Source organism: Kitasatospora sp. NPDC088391, from assembly GCF_044753345.1.
Taxonomy (GTDB): domain Bacteria; phylum Actinomycetota; class Actinomycetes; order Streptomycetales; family Streptomycetaceae; genus Kitasatospora.
On the sequence record NZ_JBIVNB010000002.1, the window covers coordinates 179,696 to 198,635 of the forward strand.

The 18,940-nt window shown below is 73.3% G+C and carries 15 protein-coding genes and 1 pseudogene; 12 read left to right on the top strand and 4 right to left on the bottom strand.

All coding sequences use genetic code 11. The features are described from left to right. Positions 1 to 173: 173 nt before the first annotated feature. A complete protein-coding gene (locus tag ACIQBJ_RS05390; RefSeq protein ID WP_400703893.1) occupies positions 174 to 1,481 on the bottom strand; it encodes an SUKH-4 family immunity protein in 1,308 nt (435 codons plus the stop codon). 289 nt (positions 1,482 to 1,770) lie between these two features. Between ACIQBJ_RS05390 and ACIQBJ_RS05395 the strand changes: the two genes are divergently transcribed. The 7 genes from ACIQBJ_RS05395 to ACIQBJ_RS05425 all read left to right on the top strand — a co-directional run bounded on the left by ACIQBJ_RS05395 (position 1,771) and on the right by ACIQBJ_RS05425 (position 11,148). Further along, complete coding sequence (locus ACIQBJ_RS05395; RefSeq protein WP_400705798.1) at positions 1,771 to 6,153, top strand: toxin glutamine deamidase domain-containing protein; 4,383 nt, start codon at positions 1,771 to 1,773, stop codon at positions 6,151 to 6,153. Then, positions 6,150 to 7,007 carry an immunity 49 family protein gene (locus ACIQBJ_RS05400; protein ID WP_400703896.1) on the top strand — a complete coding sequence of 286 codons (858 nt, stop codon included), beginning with the start codon at positions 6,150 to 6,152 and terminating at the stop codon, positions 7,005 to 7,007. Before ACIQBJ_RS05395 ends, ACIQBJ_RS05400 begins: the two co-directional genes overlap by 4 nt. Before the next feature lie 34 nt (positions 7,008 to 7,041). Further along, a complete protein-coding gene (locus ACIQBJ_RS05405) occupies positions 7,042 to 7,911 on the top strand; it encodes an immunity 49 family protein (protein ID WP_400703899.1) in 870 nt (289 codons plus the stop codon). A 32-nt stretch (positions 7,912 to 7,943) separates the two neighbouring features. Then, a complete protein-coding gene (locus ACIQBJ_RS05410; protein ID WP_400703902.1) occupies positions 7,944 to 8,795 on the top strand; it encodes an immunity 49 family protein in 852 nt (283 codons plus the stop codon). After that, entirely contained in the window at positions 8,795 to 9,664 is an 870-nt protein-coding gene (locus ACIQBJ_RS05415) for an immunity 49 family protein (protein WP_400703905.1), read from the top strand. Before ACIQBJ_RS05410 ends, ACIQBJ_RS05415 begins: the two co-directional genes overlap by 1 nt. Positions 9,665 to 9,718: 54 nt before the next feature. Then, the gene (locus ACIQBJ_RS05420; protein ID WP_400703908.1) at positions 9,719 to 10,582 is read left to right on the top strand and encodes an immunity 49 family protein; all 864 of its coding nucleotides are present in this window, start codon (positions 9,719 to 9,721) and stop codon (positions 10,580 to 10,582) included. 185 nt (positions 10,583 to 10,767) lie between these two features. Beyond that, on the top strand, positions 10,768 to 11,148 hold the full coding sequence (locus ACIQBJ_RS05425) for a hypothetical protein (RefSeq protein ID WP_400703911.1): 381 nt from the start codon (positions 10,768 to 10,770) through the stop codon (positions 11,146 to 11,148). Between the two features lie 72 nt (positions 11,149 to 11,220). Here ACIQBJ_RS05425 and ACIQBJ_RS05430 read toward each other — a convergent pair whose 3' ends face one another. The 3 genes and pseudogenes from ACIQBJ_RS05430 to ACIQBJ_RS05440 form a co-directional block, all read right to left on the bottom strand. Then, positions 11,221 to 12,105 (bottom strand): alpha/beta fold hydrolase, encoded by an 885-nt coding sequence (locus tag ACIQBJ_RS05430; protein WP_400705800.1) that lies wholly within the window; start codon positions 12,103 to 12,105, stop codon positions 11,221 to 11,223. A gap of 228 nt (positions 12,106 to 12,333) precedes the next feature. Then, a pseudogene (locus ACIQBJ_RS05435) lies at positions 12,334 to 12,987 on the bottom strand (MBL fold metallo-hydrolase); the annotation flags it as partial. Between the two features lie 50 nt (positions 12,988 to 13,037). Further along, a complete protein-coding gene (locus ACIQBJ_RS05440; protein WP_400703914.1) occupies positions 13,038 to 13,604 on the bottom strand; it encodes an NADPH-dependent FMN reductase in 567 nt (188 codons plus the stop codon). Positions 13,605 to 13,733: 129 nt separating this feature from the next. Here ACIQBJ_RS05440 and ACIQBJ_RS05445 point away from each other — a divergent pair, with 129 nt between their 5' ends. The 5 genes from ACIQBJ_RS05445 to ACIQBJ_RS05465 all read left to right on the top strand — a co-directional run bounded on the left by ACIQBJ_RS05445 (position 13,734) and on the right by ACIQBJ_RS05465 (position 18,934). Beyond that, positions 13,734 to 14,681, top strand: coding sequence for a pirin family protein (locus ACIQBJ_RS05445; RefSeq protein WP_400703917.1), 948 nt, complete (start codon positions 13,734 to 13,736; stop codon positions 14,679 to 14,681). Positions 14,682 to 14,773: 92 nt separating this feature from the next. Then, entirely contained in the window at positions 14,774 to 15,877 is a 1,104-nt protein-coding gene (locus ACIQBJ_RS05450) for an MFS transporter (protein WP_400703920.1), read from the top strand. A gap of 73 nt (positions 15,878 to 15,950) precedes the next feature. Next, the gene (locus tag ACIQBJ_RS05455; RefSeq protein ID WP_400703923.1) at positions 15,951 to 16,631 is read left to right on the top strand and encodes a TetR/AcrR family transcriptional regulator; all 681 of its coding nucleotides are present in this window, start codon (positions 15,951 to 15,953) and stop codon (positions 16,629 to 16,631) included. Between the two features lie 128 nt (positions 16,632 to 16,759). Next, the gene (hisD, locus tag ACIQBJ_RS05460; RefSeq protein ID WP_400703926.1) at positions 16,760 to 18,088 is read left to right on the top strand and encodes a histidinol dehydrogenase; all 1,329 of its coding nucleotides are present in this window, start codon (positions 16,760 to 16,762) and stop codon (positions 18,086 to 18,088) included. A 225-nt stretch (positions 18,089 to 18,313) separates the two neighbouring features. Continuing rightward, on the top strand, positions 18,314 to 18,934 hold the full coding sequence (locus ACIQBJ_RS05465; protein WP_400703929.1) for a TetR/AcrR family transcriptional regulator: 621 nt from the start codon (positions 18,314 to 18,316) through the stop codon (positions 18,932 to 18,934). The last annotated feature ends 6 nt before the right edge of the window (positions 18,935 to 18,940 follow it).

An 18,940-nucleotide genomic window follows, 5' to 3' on the forward strand; every position in this document is an offset into this window, starting at 1 on the left:
GCCCGCGCCGCCCCCGGCCCGGCGACGCCCCCGCTCTGCGCCGCCTGGCCGTGCGATTTCGCGCACGCGGGCGAGACCCCGTGACCTCCCGGTGTCCCCCGGATGCGCGCCCGGGGGGTGCCGGTGGGTCAGGAACGGAACAGGAACGGGTCAGGAGCGGATCGGAAGCGGATTCAGAACAGGCCGTGCCACATCTGCTCCACCACGACGTTCCACCAGGTCGAGTCCTTGTGGAAGGCGCGCGGGTCGATCGCCGCCAACTCCTGCTGCAGCGCCGCCACCGCCGCGCCGGCCGCGAACGGGTCGAGGCCCGGCAGCGCGGCCCGCGCCGTCACCAGGGCGTCCAGGCCGCGCAGGAAGGAGGCCACCGAGTCGCTGACGTAGCGGCCGCTGCCGGTGCGCGGGTGCACGGCCCAGACCGAGCCCGCGTCCCGCTCGTCGCCGCCGCACTGCACGGCGACCACGCACAGGCCGTCCGACCCGATCCGGGTCCACCCCGCCAGCACGTCCAGCAGCTGCGGCTCCAACTCCGTCCCAGTGGCGGTCAGATGGGTGCGCAGGTCGGCGAACAGGCCGCCCGGCGGCGGGCCGTCCGGCCGGTCGGCGGCGAAGAACAGCGTGACGGCGGCGGGCAGTCCGGCCCAGGTCAGGGTGGTCCGGGCGGCCGCCGGCAGGGCGCTGGCGGCGATGTCGTCGGCGTCGTACCGGACCACCTCGCCCAGCACCTCGGCGATCCGCCGGCCGAGCGCCACGTCCCGCACCGGCTCCGCCGCCGCGACCTCGCCGGGCTGCGGCGCCGGAACCCGGCGCGGCCGCGGCGGGGGCTGCTGCCCGGCCAGCCGGGCCGTCCGCCCGGCGTGCTCGACCAGCGCCGCGACGCCCTCGGCACGCTCCTCCGCGAAGATCCCGTAGGTGTGCGAGCAGGAGAACTCCGCGTTCGGGAACGCCCGTTCGACCAGCGCCGCGGTGTACCCGCCCGGCAGGGTGGCCGGCCGCAGGTCGGTGTGCAGCGCCACCACGTTGCCCGCCGGGACGCCGATCCGCGCCAGCTCCGCCGCCACCTGGTACTCCACCGGCGGCAGCCCCGGCCCCGCGTGGCGGTAGAGCATCGCCTCCTCCCCGCTCGCCGGGTCCACGTAGGTGGCCACCGCCGTGTTGCCCGGCCCCGTGGCGGGCGGGTCCGCACGGTGCGCCCGCTCGGCGTGCCGCGCCTCGTACCCCGCGATCACCTCGTCCACCGGCACCGACGGCCAGACGCTCAGCTCCCCGCTCTCCCGGTCCACCACCCCGCAGGCGTCACCGAGATCCGCCGGCGGCCGCCGCTCGCCCGTCACCGGGTCGCGCTCCAGCGGCGCCGGCGCGGCCCACACCGCCCAGCCCAGGCCGAACTCCCGGTACCGCACCTCCCGGTGCCCCCCGTCGGCCGCGCTGCCGTTCAGCCAGCGTTCGGCCGTGGCGAGGGCCTGTTCCTGGGTGATCACTGCTGCTCCTCTGCTCCTCCGTGACAGTGAAATCCCGGCCGAGGGTACCCTCCGCCCCCGTCCGCCGGTCCGCCGCCCGGGGTACGGGCGGTGGCGAACTGTCTTGGCCGGATGAGTAGGATCATTTGACTGGTCGTTTAATGTAGCGACTTATCTGTCCCTGCCCGTACTGTCCTTGCCTTCCGCGCCTTCTGTGCTGTCCGTGTTGTCTGTGCCCCCGGTCGCCGGTACCGGTCCTGATCCCTCCGGCCCCGGTGGTCCCGTCAGTTGGGGGAACTGACTCGTGTCGATGATGCTGCCCGACGGACTCGAATGGGTCCTGGAGATGCTCGGCTTCGACTGGCCCAAGGCCGACGAGGACAAGCTCCGCGAATGCGCCCAGGTCTGGCGCGACTTCGCCGACCAGGTCGACGAGATCAACTACCAGGCCCTGTCCGCCGCCTCCAGCGTCCGCTCCGCCAACCTCGGCGACGACATCGACGCCTTCGGCAAGGCCTTCGACAAGTTCACCACCGGCGGCGACGGCTACCTCGCCGACGCCGCCCAGGCCGCCCGCCTGATCGCGACGGCCTTCGACGCCGCCGCCATGATCGTGGTCGCCTGCAAGATCGCCGTCATCGCCCAACTCGTCATCCTGGCCGCCGAGATCATCGCCGCCCAGGCCGCCGCCCCGTTCACCTTCGGCCTCTCCGAAGTCGGCGCGCTCGGCGCCACCCAGGCCACCAAGATGATCGTCCGGCGGCTCCTCAAGGAACTCCGCGACGCGCTGATCGAAGCCATCATGGAGACCCTCAAGGACCCGATCGTCTCCGCCGTCCAGGGCATGATCAGCGACCTGATCGCCCAGACCGTCAACCAGGGCTTCGGCGCCCAGGACGGCTACGACCTCGGCCGCACCGCCAAGCGCGGCATCGAGGACGGCGTCGACGCCGCCAAGAACTGGCAGGACACCTTCACCGAGAGCCTCCGCGACGGCGTCGGCTCCCGCGCCGGCGGAGCGGTCCGCCACCGCGCCGACAGCGCGGCGGGCCACGGGGACGGCAACGAGAGCGGCAACTCCGGGAACTCCGGCGACTCCGGCACCGGCGAGAACGGCAACGGGAACGGGAACGGGAACGGCAACGGGAACGGCAACGGCAACGGGAGCGGGAGCGGGAACCGCACCGGCGGCAACGAGGGCAGCACGCCGAACGGCGGTGACAACAGCGGTGGCGGACGGACCGCCCCCACCCCCTCGCCGACCACCCCCGGCGGCACCAACACCCCCACCTCGCACCCCACGTCACCGACCTCGCCCACCTCCTCGACCGGCGACAACAGCACCACCCGCCCCGACAGCGCCCCGCGCCCCGCGCCCGCCCCCACGGCCGACCACCGCTCCACCGACCAGTCCGACCCCTTCGGCACCCGCCTCACCCCGGACACGACCCCGGCCCCGAGCCCGGCCCCGACCCCGAGCCCGTCCCCGTCCCCGAGCCCGGCTCCGCACGCGCAGACCGACAGCACCCCGGCCCCGGACTCCCGTCCGCACGGTGACGCTCCGTCGGGTCAGGCACCGACCCCCGACTCGCGCCCGGCGCCCCACGGCGACGGTCCGGCTCCGCACGCGCAGACCGACAATGGCCCGACGCCGGATGCGCGTCCGCAGGGGCAGGTGCCGACTCCCGACTCCCGTCCGGCTCCGCACGCGCAGCCCGACGGCACGCCGAACCCCACGCCCCACGGTGACGGCCCGGCCCCGCAGGTGCGGAACGACGGTGCCCCGGCGCCGGATGCGCGGCCGCAGGGCGACGGTCCGTCGGGTCGCACGCCGACTTCCGACTCCCGTCCGGCCGACGGCACTCCGACGCCCGGTCCGGGTGCCCACCCGCAAGGTGGCGCGGCACCGAACCCGGCGCCCCACGGTGACGGTCCGGCTCCGCACGCGCAGCCCGACGGCACGCCTAACCCGGCACCCCACAGTGATGGCTCGGCCCCGCACGCGCAGCCCGACAGCGCCCCGACGCCGGATTCGCGTCCGCAGGGCGGCGCGGTGCCGAACCCGGCCCCGCACCCGGTGGGTGCCGACCCGCGGGGGGACGGGCACGAGGCCGCCGCCCCCGGTCCCCGGCCGGAGGCCGAGTCGCGGGGGCCGGGCCGCCCGGCCGACGAGGCGTCGGGTGTCGCGCCCGGCGGGGGCCCTCGTCCTGCCCCGAGCGCGCCGACCGGCCCGGAGCACACCCGTCCGGCCGCCGTACCGCAGCACGAGACGCCGGGGGCACAGACGCCGCCGGTCCCGGGGGTGCCGCACGTGCCCGGCCCGGCGGCCGACCCGTCCCGCCAGAACGCCGAGCACGAGGCTCCGCGGGCCAACGTCCAGACCGCCTCGACCGCCGTCGCGGACGCGCCGCCGACCCGCGCACCGCACGCGGACGTCCCGCCGCAGGGCACGCCCCAGCCGAACCCGACCACCGGACCCGTGGCCACCGGTCCGACCGGCATGCCGCCCGTCAACCCGACCGCGGGGCCCACGAGTTCGGCCACCCCGAGGAGCGACCGGCCCACCGGCGCCACGCCGCCGGCTGCCACTCCCACCCACCGGCCGCCCACGGACGCGCCCCGCCCCGACCGCCCGGTCACCCTGGGCCAGCAGCCCACCACCGGCCGCCCGGACCCCCGCACCGCCCCGTGGGGCCGCCAGCCCGCGACCCCCGCCCACCCGGACTCCGCCCGGCGGCCCGACTCCGGTCCGGCACACCCGCGTTCGGATGCCCCGTCGCGCCCGGACGGTGCCGACCGCACGCCGACCCCGCGTCCGGACTCCACGCAACGCCCCGGCACCGTCCCGGCGCAGCCCCGTCCGGCGGACCACACGCCGACGGCCCCGACCCGCGACAACCCGACGCATCCGGACCCGCGCTCGACGGACCCCCGTACCGCCGATCCCCGTGCCACCGACCCGCGTCACCCGGACTCCCGTCCCACCGACTCGGCTCCCGCCGCTCCCGCCACCCACCCGTCCGATTCCCCTGCGCCCACCCACCGTCCCGACGAGACCCCGGCGCACGACCCGTCGCGGCCGGCCACGGCCGACCGTCCGTACGGGGAGCCGGGCGGGCTGGTCGAGCCGGGGGCCCACGACCGGCAGCGGGTGGAGGACTCGGTGCCGCGCGACGCCGACGGGCGGCCGCAGCGGCACCCGGACCCGGAGAGCGACTGGCCGCGGGCGGTCAACGGCGACCCGAACGAGCCGGGGCGGCGCAACAACTGCGTGGACGTCGCGCTGGCGACCGTCGACACCTACTCGGGGCACCCCACCCCGGCGGCGGCCCGGACGCCCGACCACGACGCGGACGGCAACCCGTCCGACCGGGGCGAGCGCAACGGCCGCGACCGGATCGAGAACGCGCTGGGCGCGAAGTTCTCCGACCTGGGCGACGGACCGGCGGCCTACCGCCGCCTGGAGGACACCCTCCGGCGCAGCGGCCACGGCTCGCAGGCGGTGATCATCACCCGCGACGCCGACGGCCGGGCGCACGCCTGGAACGCGGTCAACCACAACGGGAAGATCACCTACATCGACGCCCAGACCGGGCGCCGCTCCGACCAGCCCCTGCACAGCGGCGACCACGGCGTCTTCGCCGTCCCGCTCGGCCCGGACCGCAACCCGGTCACGCCCGACCACCACGCCGACCCGTCCCACGACACCGACCCGTCCCACGACCGCCGCGCCCCGGCCGAGGCGGCCGGCGACAGTACGCATCCGGACCCGAACGCGCCGGACGGTCAACCCGACGCCGACCGGCTGAGGGTGCAGCGCCCCGACTTCATGGGCGACCCGCCGGACATCTACGGCCGACCCGGTCTCACCAAGGACCAGATCGAGCAGATCCAGGTCTACCGCGCCAACGAGGAGGCGGGGTACCGGGAGAAGTACTACGACAAGAACGGCCGCCGGCTGCTGCTCGCCACAAAGGACGAGAGCGGGCAGACGCCGCCGCAACTCATGCAGTTGAAACCGGACGCGCCATGGATCAGGGCCAAGGACGCCCCGGAGCCGCCCGAGCCGCACTACCTCGACCCGGACTACGTCCCGATGGGACGGGAGACCGTCACCAGCGATGAGCGGCGAGGCGAACTCGACGGATTCGCGAAGAGGCGCCACGACGCCATCGATGTGGACAATAAAACCAGGAAGTGGCGGGACGAATCCGGCCTGCCCGAAGCCCAGACGGCCTACAAGAAGACCCATACCGCGATGGGAGAGGCCACCGAGGCATTCGGGGAAGCGGCGGCCAGGCATCATTACATCGCCGAGAAATACGAGGGCTTCACCGATGAGCCGCTGCTCGGTCCGGCGAACGGAAACGACCAGTTCGACCAGGTGTGGACGAATGACGATGGCCGGGTCGTCGTTGTCGAAGCCAAGAGCAGCACCGACACCAAGCTCGGCTCGCGGATAGTCGAGGCGAACGGCGAGCGCAACATTGTTTCGCAGGGGAGCAGGGAGTATTTCAATGACATCATCAGGGAGATGACCGAGCGCGGCGAAACCAAACTTGTGACGAAAATTATTACGGCGCTTCACACGGGAAATCTGGAGTACATCGTTGTGAAGGGCGAGAAGAATAGCGGAAGCTATACTGGCCTGCAGTACCGGCGGTTTGACATCAGTAAGGGGACTCTTCCGTGACCGTGACTGTTGCCCGTCACATCGAACCCGAGCCCAACAGTCAGGCCATCGCCAAGGATCTGGCCGAGCAGGTGGGGACGTTCGTCGACCTCCTGGAGGGGTCGGCGGAGATCATCGACATCCTGTTCGACAATGCTCGGCTGTCGATGAACATGCACTGCCGGGTCGATCCGGAGGCGGCGCGCCTGGAGACGTGGGAGGCCACGGTGACGGCGTTGCAGGTGGGTTCGGCGCTGTTCGCGGTGACGGCGGCGGAGGAGGGGACGGTCGACTGCTTCATCAACGGTCGGATGCGGTCGATCCCGGCGATGGGCCCACGGACGTACGCCGGTGCTCGTAACTGGCTCGATGCGTTCTATCTGGCGATGGTCTGCCGTGACCAGGAGCGGGCGCGGAAGTTGTGCGAGATCCCGGTTGAGCGACTTCGGGTTCGGGAGGGGGTGTACGAGTTCCTCTACGCCTGGATCGACGCCCTGCAGAGCTACTGGCTGCAACGGCCGGACCTGCTGGACAAGTTGGAGATCGCTTTCGAAGCGTCCTATCCGGATGCCGCCGACCCGGCGGCCTCCGAGGCAATCAACCTGCTGTTCTATCCGCCGTTGCACCTCTTCTACCAGGTACTGCGCAAGCGCGAGGAGGAGTTCGGGCCTGCCTTGGTCGAGGCGCTCGAATTCCACAAGAGGTTCTGGACGGAAACGGAGAAGCGGGCGACTGACACCAGAGGGGCGATCGCGCTCGGCCCACTTGCTATGGCCTGTCACGCCTTCGACGGCAAGTTCCCGCTCGGCGTGGAGTCGCCGTACCTCCCGAAGTACCTGCTCAACCACGAGTGGCTGGGCGAGTTCCCGACGTGACGGCCGTGACGCCCCGTCAGTCCGGCGGTGCCCGATGACCGTCCGCATTGCCCGGCACGAGGTGCGGGGCGACCACTCCGAACGTTCCCTGGAGCCTTTGGAGGCGATCGTCGCGGAGCTGGTCGCGGGGATGCCGGACTCCGAGGACGACCGGGCCGAGGTGCTCGACTACGCGCTCGGGCTGGCGAAGCGGCGCTGCCTGCTCGACCCGGACGCCGGGACGAATCCGACCTGGCACGCCTGGGTGCTGCCGACCCAGATCGGGGCGGCGCTGTTCGAGTCCGCGACGGCGGAGTCCGGCCCGGTGCGCTGCCGGGTCGGGACGAACGGCGAGGTGCTGGAGCTGCCGGCCACCGGGCCGCAGGACTACCTGAACCCGCTGACCTGGCTGAACGCGTTCTACCTCGCGGTGATCTGCCGCGAGGAGGAGCGGATCGGCCAGCTCATGGCGGTACCGGCCGAGTTCCTGCGCGCCTCGGGCGCCGAGATGGACGAGTACGTCTACCGGTGGATCGAGGCGCTGCGGCTGACCTGGGACGGCGGGCAGGGGGTGTGGGACACGCTGGTCGCCGCGATCGAGGGGACGGCGCCGGAGCACGCCCGGGTGGCGAGCAAGGAAGTGATGCTCAAGCTGCTCTACCCGCCGCTGGAGCTGTTCCAGCTCTACCTGCGCCGGGAGACCGAGGAGTTCAACAAGTCCCTGGCCACCGCGCTCACTTGGCACCAGGAGTACTGGACGGCCAACGAGGCCCGGACCCAGAGCCCCGAGGGCTTCGTTGCCCTGGCCCCGCTCGCGATGGCCGTGCTCGCGCACGGTGCGGGCATGGCCATCGAGGTCGAGTCCGAGTACCTCCCGGAGTGCCTGCTCGACGGCGCCTGGGTCGGCGAGTTCCCGACCCGCTGACCCGGGCCGGCCCCACCTGCAAAGGCCACTGTATGACCGTGACCGTAGCCCGTCACCTCGCCGCCGGCCCCGACACCGCGACCATCGCGCGTGATCTGGCCGAGCAGGTGGGGACGTTCGTCGACCTCCTGGAGGGGTCGGCGGAGATCATCGACATCCTGTTCGACCATGCTCGGCTGTCGATGAACATGCACTGCCGGGTCGATCCGGAGGCGGCGCGCCCGGAGACGTGGGAGGCCACGGTGACGGCGTTGCAGGTGGGTTCGGCGCTGTTCGCGGTGACGGCGGTGGAGGAGGGGACGGTCGACTGCTTCATCAACGGTCGGATGCGGTCGATCCCGGCGATGGGCCCACGGACGTACGCCGGTGCTCGTAACTGGCTCGATGCGTTCTATCTGGCGATGATCTGCCGTGACCAGGAGCGGGCGCGGAAGTTGTGCGAGATCCCGGTTGAGCGACTTCGGGTCCGGGAGGGGGTGTACGAGTTCCTCTACGCCTGGATCGACGCCCTGCAGAGCTACTGGCTGCAACGGCCGGACCTGCTGGACAAGTTGGAGATCGCTTTCGAAGCGTCCCATTCGGAGGCCGCCGACCCGGCGGCCTTCGAGGCGATCAACCTGCTGTTCTGTCCGCCCCTGCACCTCTTCCACCAGGTGCTGCGCAAGCGCGAGGAGGAGTTCGGGCCCGCTCTGGCCGAGGCGCTCGAATTCCACAAGAGGTTCTGGACGGAGACGGAGAAGCGAGCGGCCGACAGCAGAGGGGCGGTCGCGCTCGGCCCGCTCGCGGTGGCCTGCCACGCCTTCGACGGCAAGTTCCCGCTCGACGTCGAGTCGCCGTACCTCCCGAAGTACCTGCTCGACCACGCCTGGAAGAACGGAATGTGATGAACGAGCAGATTGCGCGGCACGAGGTGCTGGGCGTTCCCACCGAAGCGTCCCTCGCGGGGCGGGCCGCCGTTGTCGCGGAACTGGTGGCGGGGATGCCGGACTCCGAGGACGACCGGGCCGACGCCCTGGACTACGCGTTGGACCTGGCGAAGCGGCGCTGCCAGCTCGACTTCAAGGCCAACCTGTACGAGACCTGGGACTCCTGGGTGTTGGCGATGCAGATCGGGGCGGCGCTGTTCGAGTCCGCGACGGCGGAGTCCGGCCCGGTGGACTGTCGGGTCGGCACCGACGGTGAGGTGCTGGAACTGCCGGCCACGGGGCCGCAGGAGTACTTGGATCCCGTGCTGTGGCTGAACGCGTTCTACCTCGCGGTGATCTGCCGCGAGAAGGAGCGAATCCGTCAACTCCTGTCAGTGCCGGTCGAGTTCCTCCGGGCGTCCGGCGCCGAGATCGACGAGTACGTGTACAAGTGGATCGAGACCCTGCAACTGGCCTGGGAGCATCGGCCCGAGGCATGGGACACGCTGGTCGCCGCGATCGAGGGGACGGCGCCGGAGCACGCCCGGGTGGCGAGCAGGGAAGTGATGCTCAAGCTGCTCCACCCGCCGCTGGAGCTGTTCCGGCTCTACCTGCACCGGGAGACCGAGGAGTTCAACAAGTCCCTGGCCACCGCGCTGACCTGGCACAAGGAATACTGGATGGGGAACGAGGCCCGGGCGCTGAAGTCGGAGGGGCTGGTGGCACTCGCCCCGCTGGCGATGGCCTGCCTGGCCTTCGACGCCGACATGCCGATCGACGTCGACTCCGAGTACTTGCCGATCTACCTGCTCAAGGGTGCCTGGGTCGGCGAGTTCCCGACCCGGTGACCAAGGACGTGAAGCGGACAAGGAACCGGAGGGCACACCTGTGAAGGCTCCTTCATGACCATGGACATGGCCCGGCATCTGGTGGCTCGGTCTGATGCCGAGGAGTTGGCCGACCGGTTGAGCGGCCGGGTGGCGCGGCGGGTCGACAAGCTCGAAGCTTCGGCGGATCTGATCGATCTGGCGTTCAGCAGTGCGCTTTCGGCGTGGTGGAACCACTGCTTGGCTGATCCGGAGGCGGGGCGGTTGGAGACGTGGCAGGCCACGGTGGCGGCGTTGCAGGTGGGTTCGGCGTTGTTCGCGGTGACGGGGGTGGAGGAGGGGACGGTCGACTGTTTCATCGACGGTCGGATGCGGTCGGTTCCGGCGATGGGGCGGCGGACGTATGCCAATGCGGACACCTGGTTGAGTACGCTCTACTTGGCGATGGTCTGCCGGGACCAGGAGCGGATCAAGCGGTTGTGCGAGATCCCGTTGGAGCGGTTGCGGGTGCAGGAGGGGGTGTACGACGAGTTCCTGTACGCCTGGATCGACGTGCTGCAGACGTACTGGCTGCGTCGTCCGGATCTGCTGGACAAGTTGGAGGTCGCGTTCGCGGCCTCGGACCCGTCGGCCCCGCACATTGCCCCGCCCGAGGTGGTCGACTACCTGCTGTACCCGCCGCTGCACCTGTTCTACCTGTTGCTGCGCAAGCGGGAGGACGAGTTCGGGCCGTCCCTGGTCAAGGCGTTGGAGTTCCACAAGTCGTACTGGACCTCGAACGAGGCCTGGTCGTCGAACACTTCCGCCGCGGTCGCGCTCGGCCCGCTCGCGGTGGCCTGCCACGCCTTCGACGGCAAGTTCCCGCTCGACGTCGAGTCGCCCTACCTCCCGAAGCGCCTGCTCGACGGCGCCCGGGTCGGCGAGTTCCCGACCCGGTGAGTGGGAGAGAGTCCTGCCGGTGCGGTCGGTCGACCGCGCGTGGCCAGGCGGGCGGTCGGGGACGTACGATCGCTGTTCGACCGGGGACGGGCGGCGGTAGCGGCAGTCGGGTCCGAGGTCGGATGCAAGGTCAGGTCGGTTGGTGCGGCACGGTCATGGTGCCGTAGCGGGACGGGGGAGTCCGGATGTCACAGCAGATCGTCGTCGACGAGGCCAACCTGCGCGCGGAGGGCCGGAGCCTGGAGTCGGTGGCCGCCGCGTTCCAGCGGGTCGCCGATCAGGCGAAGTCGCGGTTGGAGGGGCTGGAGGGCGGCAGCGAGCCGCCGTGGGGCGACGACGACCTGGGCGAGAAGTTCGGCATCGTGTACGAGGGCCTGCGGGACGGCATGCAGGAGTCGATGGACTCGCTGGCGCAGCGCCTCGGCGAGGTCGGCCAGAAGTTGCAGATCATGGCGGAGAACCACGCGGCGAACGAGGCCGACACGGTCGGCCGGATCGACGCGGTGGGTTCGCGGGCCGACAGCCTGGGCGGCGAGATCCGGACGATGCGCAGGCCCGGCCGCTGAGCGGGGCGGTCGCAGGCACGCACCGGGGCCCGCCTCCTGGCGACAGGGGGCGGGCCCCGGCGTGACGGGGGGTCAGAGCGTCCGGCCGAGGAAGTCGCGGATCAGGGCGGCGATCTCGGGGCCGTGCGTCTCGAGGGCGAAGTGGCCGGCGTCCAGCAGGTGGATCTCGGCGTCGGGCAGGTCGCGGGCGAAGGCGGTGGCGCCGGCGGGGCCGAAGATCTCGTCGTGGCGGCCCCAGGCGACCAGGGTCGGCGGGCGGTGGGTGCGGAAGTACTCCTGGAACGCGGGGTACCCGTCGAGGTTGAACTGGTAGTCCCAGAACAGCTGGAGCTGGATCTCCCGGTTGCCGGGGCGGTCGAGCCCGGCCTGGTCGAGGGTCCAGGTGTCGGGGGAGACCAGGTCGAGGCGGTCGGCGGGGACGCCGTGGGTGTACTGCCAGCGGGTGGCCCCGGCGGTGAGCAGTTCCCGGACGGCGGGCTCGTGGGCGGCCCGGTCGGCGGCGTGCGCGAACAGCACGTCCCAGAACGGGGTGAAGCCCTCCAGGTAGGCGTTGCCGCTCTGCGAGATCAGCGCGGTGACCCGCTCGGGGTGCCGGGAGGCGATCCGCAGGCCGATCGGCGCGCCGTAGTCCTGGAGGTACAGCGCGAACCGGTCGACGCCGAGGGTGTCGAGCAGGGCCAGGGTGTGGTCGGTGAGGTTCTCGAAGCTGTACGCGAACTCCTCGACGGGCGGGGTCGCGGAGCGGCCGAAGCCGAGGTGGTCGGGCGCGATCAGGTGGTAGGAGTCGGCGAGGTCGCGCAGCAGGTTGCGGAACATCGAGGAGCTGCTCGGGAAGCCGTGCAGCAGGACCAGGGTGGGGTTGGCCGGGTCGCCGGCCTCCCGGTAGAAGACGGGCAGGCCCTTGACCTCGACGGTGCGGTGCCGGACCTCGGCGGGCGCGGAGCCGGTGCTGGACACGGAGCCGGTGCTGGACACGGAGCCGGTGCTGGACACGGTGCCGGTGTTCTCCTTCGGGTTCGGGGCGGCCCCGGACGGCGCGGCGGCCGCCGGTGCGCCGGACCGGATCGCGGTGGCGACGCCGGGGGTGAGGCGGAGCAGGCGGCCGGCCAGGTCGGGGGCGGCGAAGGCCGCGTCGATCCGGGCCGGGTCCTCGGCGAGGTGCGCCCAGGACTCGTAGTGGACGGGGACGACGGTGCGGGCCCCGAGGGTGCGGGCGAGCGCGGCGCCCTCCGCGGCGCTCATCGAGAACGCCGGCTCGCCGGTGCCCGGGAAGTGCGCGTCGCCGAGGTGCAGGAAGGCGATGTCGAGGTCGAAGCGGGCGCCGACGGCGTCCAGCGCCTCGTGGCGGACGGTGTCGCCGGAGACGTACAGCGCGCCGCCCTCGTACTCGACCACGAAGCCGGTGACCGGCCCGGTGACGGCCTCGGTGCCGGCGGGGCCGTGCCGGGCGGGGACGGCGGTGACCGTGACGGTGGTGCGGCCCGCGGTGATCCGGTGGTTCTCCCAGGGGGCGAGGCCGCGGACCGGGCCGGAGGAGTGCTCGGCGGCGAGGCGTCCGGCGGCCTCGGGCGTGGTGAGCACCGTCCGGGCCCGGGCCAGTACGGTGCGGCCGGTCGGGTCGAGGTTGTCGCTGTGCTGGTCGTGCGAGAGCAGCACCAGGTCGACGGGCGGCAGCCGGTCGGCCGGCAGGGCCGGTCCGGCCAGTCGGCGCAGCGGCCGGGCCGCGGGGTAGTCGGCGGGGCCGGGGTCGAGCGCCGGGTCGGTGAGGACGGTCAGGTCGCCGATCCGCAGCAGCAGGGTGGCGGTGCCGAGGTGGGTGGCGGTGACGGGGATGGTCATGGCGGACCCTCCGGGAGGTGGGCGGGCGGGCGCGGGGCGGCGGGCCGTCCTCAGCGGGCGTCGATCTTGTCCTGCAGGGCGGTGAGCAGGCCGCGGAGCAGTCCGACGGTGGTCTCGTCGGTCAGGTTGCCGTCGGCGTCGAAGCGCTCGTGGGACCGGAAGACGATCACCTCGGGCTTGACCACCACGTCGCTCTCGGTCCACACGAACACCTGGCGCAGGGCGAGTTGGGCCCGGACGCTGCCGAAGTTGGTGGGGGCGGCGCCGAGGATCGCGGTGGGCTTGCGGTGCAGCGGCAGGCCCTCGGTGCGGGTCCAGTCGGTGCTCAGCCAGTCCAGCGCGTTCTTCAGCACGCCGGGGATCGAGTAGTTGAACTCGGGGGTGGCGATCAGCAGGCCGTCGGCCTCGGCGACCCGGCGGCGCAGGTCCTCGACGACGGCGGGGCGCAGCTCCGGGGTGTCCAGGTCGTAGTCGTACGGGGGGATGTCGCGCAGGCCCTCGTAGATCTCTATCTGCTGGTCGACGGGGGTGAACTTCTGCGCGGCGTGCAGGAGTCGGGTGTTGTGCGAGTCGGCGCGGAGCGAGCCGGAGATGGCGAAGATCTTGGAGCCGGTCATGGTGGTCCCCCTGGGGCGAGTGGTGCGGCGGTTGTTCCGACGCCGAGAAAACTAAACGATTCGGTTCAGTCTTGTCAACGGAACGGTTCAGTCTTGACAGTGAACTGGTCCGTCTAGTTCAGTAGAGCCATGACCACCGCACCCGCCGCCACCGCGGCCACCACCCCTGCCACCACCACTGCCACTGCCACCGACGCTGCCGCCACCGCCCCCGGCGCCGCCCCCGAGCGCACCGTCACCCGCACCGTCAGCCCGTTCCACACCTACGAGGGCGCCGGATTCCCGGTCCGCCGGCCCTTCCCGACCGAGCAACTGCCCTTCCTCGACCCGTTCCTGATGGTCGACCAGGTCGGGCCGGTCGAGCTGGCGCCGGGCGAGGCCAAGGGCGCGCCGCCGCACCCGCACCGCGGCTTCGAGACGATCCAGTACGTGATCGCCGGCGACATCGCCAACGCCGACTCGCGCGGCCACCGGGCCGTGGTCCGGGCCGGCGGGGTGCAGTGGCTGACGGCGGGCTCCGGGATCGTCCACGAGGCGCTGCCCACCGAGGAGTTCCTCGCCGCCGGCGGCCTCCAGCACATGCTGCAGATCTGGGTGAACCTCCCCGCCCGGCACAAGTGGACCGCCCCGCGCAGCCAGAACGCCGAGGCCGGCGACCTGCCCGAGGCCGTCACCGCCGACGGCGCCCGGATCACCGTCATCGCCGGCTCCACCCACGGCGCCACCGGCCCGTTCGAGACCCTGACCCCGGTCCTGGTCGCCCACGCCCGGCTGGACGCCGGCGGCCGCGCCGAGTTCACCGCGCCCACCCACCACAACGCCGCCGTCTACGTCCTCACCGGCCGCGCCACCGTCGGCGGCACCGAACTGCCGGACGGGCACCTCGCGGTGCTCGCCGACGGCGAGCGCTTCACCGTCCGGGCCGAGAACGGGCCCGCCGAGGTGCTGGTGCTGACCGGCGAGCCGATCGGCGAACCGGTCGCCCGCAGCGGCCCGTTCGTGATGAACACCGCCGCCGAACTCCGGCAGGCCCAGCAGGACTTCGCCCGCGGCGCGATGGGCGTCATGCCGCAGTGAGCCCCCGCCCCGCCCGTCCCGCACGCCCTCTGTGAAGTCCCGCGAAATCCCGTGAGATCCCGCGAAATCCCGTGAACGGAAGTGCTTCCACCGTGAACGCCCACCAGCTCCTCGCCCCCCGTTCCGCCGCCCCCGCCCTCCGGACCGCCGCCCTTCCCGCCCCGACCACCCTCCCCGCCGTGCTGCTCGCCGGGACGGCCGCGGCTGGCATCTCCGGGCCGGGCCTGGCGCTGCCCGCCGTCGCCGAGGTCCTGCACGTCCCGGTCGGGACGGCCGCCTGGCTGCTGACCGGGTACGGGATCGGGCTGGTGGTCGGCACGCCGCTGATGTCGGCGCTCGCCCGGCGCGGCGGGCCGGAGCGGATGGTCCGGCTCGGCGCCGTCCTGGTGGCGCTCGGCGCGGCCGTCCTGCTGGCGGCCCCGCCGCTGCTGCCGGTGCTGCTCGCGGGGCGCGCGGTGGAGGCGGTCGGCGCGGCCGGGCTGACCCTCGCGGCGTTCCGGATCGCTGGCCGGGACCGCAGCGGCCGGGCCGCCGGACGGGTCGCGGTCGGCAACGCGGCGGGCGGCATCGTCGGGCTGTCCGTCGGCGCGCTGGCCGCCCAGGCGCTCGACTGGCGGGCCGCGACGGTGCTGCCGCTGCTCGGACTCGCGGTCGTCCCGGCGGCGCTGCGGGCGGCCCGGTCCGGCGCGGCGGGCCCGGCCGCGCCCGGGCGGGTGCTGCCGCTCGACCTGCTCCGGGTGCCGGCCTTCCGGCGGGCCGCCGCGCTGATGCTGCTGCTCGCCACCGTCAACTTCGCGCTGGTGTACGGCGTCCCGCGCCGGGTCGCCGGGCTCACCGGCTGGGCGCCGCTGCCCACCGCGCTGGCCGTCTCCGGCGCCGCGCTGACCGGCGCGCTGCTCGCCACCCGGGTGGTCCGGCCCGGGCAGCGTCCCGCGGTGCTGGCCGCCGCCTCGCTGGCGGCCGCCGCGGTCGCGGCCCTCGCGCCCTGGGCGGCGCCGGTCGCGGCGGGCTCGCTGGTCAGCGCGCTGGTCACGGCGGGCGGGCAGGGGCGGCTGACGGCGCTCGCCGCCGACGCGGTGCCCGCCGAGCGGCGCGGCGCGGCGATCGGCCTGTTCAACCTGGCCTTCCCGCTGGGAGTGGCGGCCGGGCCGGTGCTCGCGTCCGTTGTCGACCGAACTGTTCAGTTCATACACTGACGGGGCGATCGACCCGATCCGTCCCCCTCCCGGGACGGCACCGCCCGCCCACCCACCGCGAAGGGACCGCACCATGCCCGCCGAGACCACCCCCGATCCGCTCGACGAGTACGGCATCCCGACCATCCCGGACCCGTCCGAGGCCAGCACCCGCAAGCGCCGCGCCATCATCGACGCGGCCCTCGCCGAATTCCTCGCCGAGGGCTACTCGGCCGCCTCGATGGACGCCATCACCAAGCGCTCCGGCGTCTCCAAGGCCACCGTCTACAAGCACGTCGGCAGCAAGGAGCGCCTCTTCCTCGCCGTCGTCGGCGGCGTCCTCCCCACCACCTACGCCGACCTCCCCCCGGCCGCCGCCACCGTCGCCGCCGCCCCCGACCTGCGCACCGGCTTGATCCGCCACACCGCGGCGCTGGCCCGCATCCTGCTCAGCCCCGGCATCATGTCGCTGCGCCGCCTGGTCATCGGCGAGATCGACCGCTTCCCGCAACTCGGCGGCCTCTGGTACCGCGTCACCTACGACATGAACAACCGCCCCCTGATCGACCTCCTCACCGACCTCACCGCCCGCGGCGCCCTCGACGTCCCCGACCCCGGCCTCGCCGTCCAGCAACTCGTCGCCACCACCGTCGGCATCCCCCAACTCGTCCACACCTTCGCCCCCACCACCCCCCTCGACCTCCCCGCCCTCGACGCCCAGATCACCGCCGGCGTCGACCTCTTCCTCGCCCGCTACACCCCGAAGCCCACCTGACCGGAAACTGAACACCCGATCAACAATTTGAGGGATCTGCTCCGGTAAAACCGGTTGATGGCGGTCGGAAACTTCTGAACACTTGTTCAAAGTTGCCGAGCAGCACCGACCGCTGAAGGAGAACCCCCATGAGTTCCGTGAGCGCCCTGACCCCCCAGGTCCGTCGCTGGTCCGCGCTGGCGGCGGGGGAGCGGCGGGGGCTGCTGGAGCGGGGCGGGGCGGTGGGCGGGGAGTTGCGGGGGGCGATCCGGGAGTTGGTGGAGGACGTCCGGGTGCGGGGGGACGCGGCGGTGCTGGACGCGACCCGGCGGTTCGACGGGGTGGAGCTGACGGCGGGGCGGCTGCGGGTCGGGGCGGAGGAGTTCGCGCGGGCGCGGGCCGGGCTGCCGGAGGAGCTGGTGGTGGCGGTGCGGGCCTCGATCGGGCAGGTGCGGGCGTTCAACGAGGCGGTGCTGGCGCGCGGGGAGTGGCGGCGCGCGGCGGACGGGGTGGAGACCGGCGAGATCGTCCGCCCGATCGACTCGGTCGGCCTGTTCGTGCCGTCCGGCAAGGGCTCGTTCCCCTCGGTGCTGATCCAGACCGGCACGCCCGCCGTGGTCGCGGGCGTCGAGCGGATCGCCGTCCTGGTGCCCCCCGCCCCCGGCGGCGACGGCCGGGTCGACCCGGCGGTGCTGGTGGTCGCCGAGGAGCTGGGCATCAGCGAGGTCTACCGGTGCAACGGCCCCGCGGGCGTGGCCGCGCTGGCCTGCGGGACGGCGACGGTCCCGGCCGTCGGCAGGATCGTCGGCCCGGGCAGTCCCGCCGTCGCCGCCGCCCAGGCCGAGGCGCAGCGCCTCGGCTGCGTCGCCGAACCGGGCTTCGGCCCGAGCGACGCCCTGATCCTCGCGGACTCCTCCGCCGACCCCCGGCTGCTCGCCGTCGACCTGGTCAACGAGGCCGAGCACGGCCCCGACTCCTCCGCCGTCCTGGTCGGCACCGACCCGCGGGTGCTGGCCGAGGCCGCCGCGCACGTCGCCGAGCAGCTCGCCGCGCTGCCCGCCCCGCGCGCCGGATACGCGGCCGCGTCGATCCTCCGCAACGGCGGCGTCCTGCTCGCCGCCGACCGCGCCGAGGCGCTGGAGATCGCCAACGCCTACGCCCCCGAGCACCTCCAACTCGCCGTCGCCGAACCGGAGTCCTGGCTGCCCGGGGTCCGCCACGCGGGCACCGTCCTGCTCGGCCAGTGGACCACCATGGCCGCCTCCAACTTCGCCATCGGCACCCCCGCCACCCTCCCCACCTCCGGCTACGCCCGCCGGGTCAGCGGCGTCACCGCCGCCACCTACCTGACCAGGATCGCCGTCGCCCGCCTCGACGAGGCCGCCTTCCGCCGCCTCGCCCCGATCGTCACCGCCTTCGCCGCCCACGAGGACTTCCCGGCGCACGCCGCCACCGTCACCGCCCGCGAACGCGCCTGACGCGCCCGCGACCTGACGTCCCGTCGCCCGGCCCGCTTCGCCCGGCCCGCTTCGTTGCCCCCGCCGTTGCCCGCCCGCCTCCGGCCCGTCCCGTGGCACCGCCTCCCCGGGCCGGGCCCCGCCGCACCCGTCCCCGCCGTCCCTGCCGTCCCTGCCGTCCTGCCGTCCTGCCGTCGGCCGTCCCCGGCGCTTCGCCCGCTCCCGCCGGTGGGCGATGATGGCCGGGTGACCGCCCGCCGTGACTCCGCCAAGCGCCGTACCGAACTCGTCGAGGCCGCCGAGCGCGCCCTGCTGCGCAGCGGGCTGTCCGCGCTGACGGTGCGGGCGGTGGCGGGCGAGGCGGGTGTCTCGCCCGGGTCGGTGCTGTACCACTACGCGAACACCGACGACCTGGTCTACGAACTGCACCGGACCCTGGTCGACCGCTACGTCGCGGCCCGGCTGCGCGCCGTCTCCCGGATCGCCGGCCCGGCGGAGCGCCTGGCCCGGGCCTTCCGCTCCGGGCTGCCCGCCGGGCCGGACGACGCGAGCTGCCGACTGCTCTACGAACTGCACGGCCTGGCGGCCCGCAGCCGGGTGCACGCCGCGCTGATGTCCTCGCTCTGGGACCGCGAAGTGCTGCTCTACGAGACGATCCTGGAGGCCGGCGCGGCGTCCGGCGCCTTCACGCTCCGCCGCGAGCCGCACGACCTCGCGCAGGCCCTGCTGGCGATGGAGGACGGCCTCGGGCTGCACCTGGTCAGCCACAACTCCGCCGTCCCGGTCGAGCACGCCCTGCGCCTGCTCACCGCCTTCGCGGCCGACCAGCTCTCCTGCGACCTCCCCGACCCGGCGGCCGGGCCCTGAGCACCC

Coding starts and splice junctions, on each gene's coding strand:
- ACIQBJ_RS05395 (WP_400705798.1), top strand. CDS start 1,771: ATGATGCTGCCCGACGGACTCGAATGGGTCCTGGAGATGCTCGGCTTC.
- ACIQBJ_RS05405 (WP_400703899.1), top strand. CDS start 7,042: ATGACCGTCCGCATTGCCCGGCACGAGGTGCGGGGCGACCACTCCGAA.
- ACIQBJ_RS05410 (WP_400703902.1), top strand. CDS start 7,944: ATGACCGTGACCGTAGCCCGTCACCTCGCCGCCGGCCCCGACACCGCG.
- ACIQBJ_RS05415 (WP_400703905.1), top strand. CDS start 8,795: ATGAACGAGCAGATTGCGCGGCACGAGGTGCTGGGCGTTCCCACCGAA.
- ACIQBJ_RS05420 (WP_400703908.1), top strand. CDS start 9,719: ATGACCATGGACATGGCCCGGCATCTGGTGGCTCGGTCTGATGCCGAG.
- ACIQBJ_RS05425 (WP_400703911.1), top strand. CDS start 10,768: ATGTCACAGCAGATCGTCGTCGACGAGGCCAACCTGCGCGCGGAGGGC.
- ACIQBJ_RS05440 (WP_400703914.1), bottom strand. CDS start 13,604: ATGACCGGCTCCAAGATCTTCGCCATCTCCGGCTCGCTCCGCGCCGAC.
- ACIQBJ_RS05445 (WP_400703917.1), top strand. CDS start 13,734: ATGACCACCGCACCCGCCGCCACCGCGGCCACCACCCCTGCCACCACC.
- ACIQBJ_RS05455 (WP_400703923.1), top strand. CDS start 15,951: ATGCCCGCCGAGACCACCCCCGATCCGCTCGACGAGTACGGCATCCCG.
- hisD (WP_400703926.1), top strand. CDS start 16,760: ATGAGTTCCGTGAGCGCCCTGACCCCCCAGGTCCGTCGCTGGTCCGCG.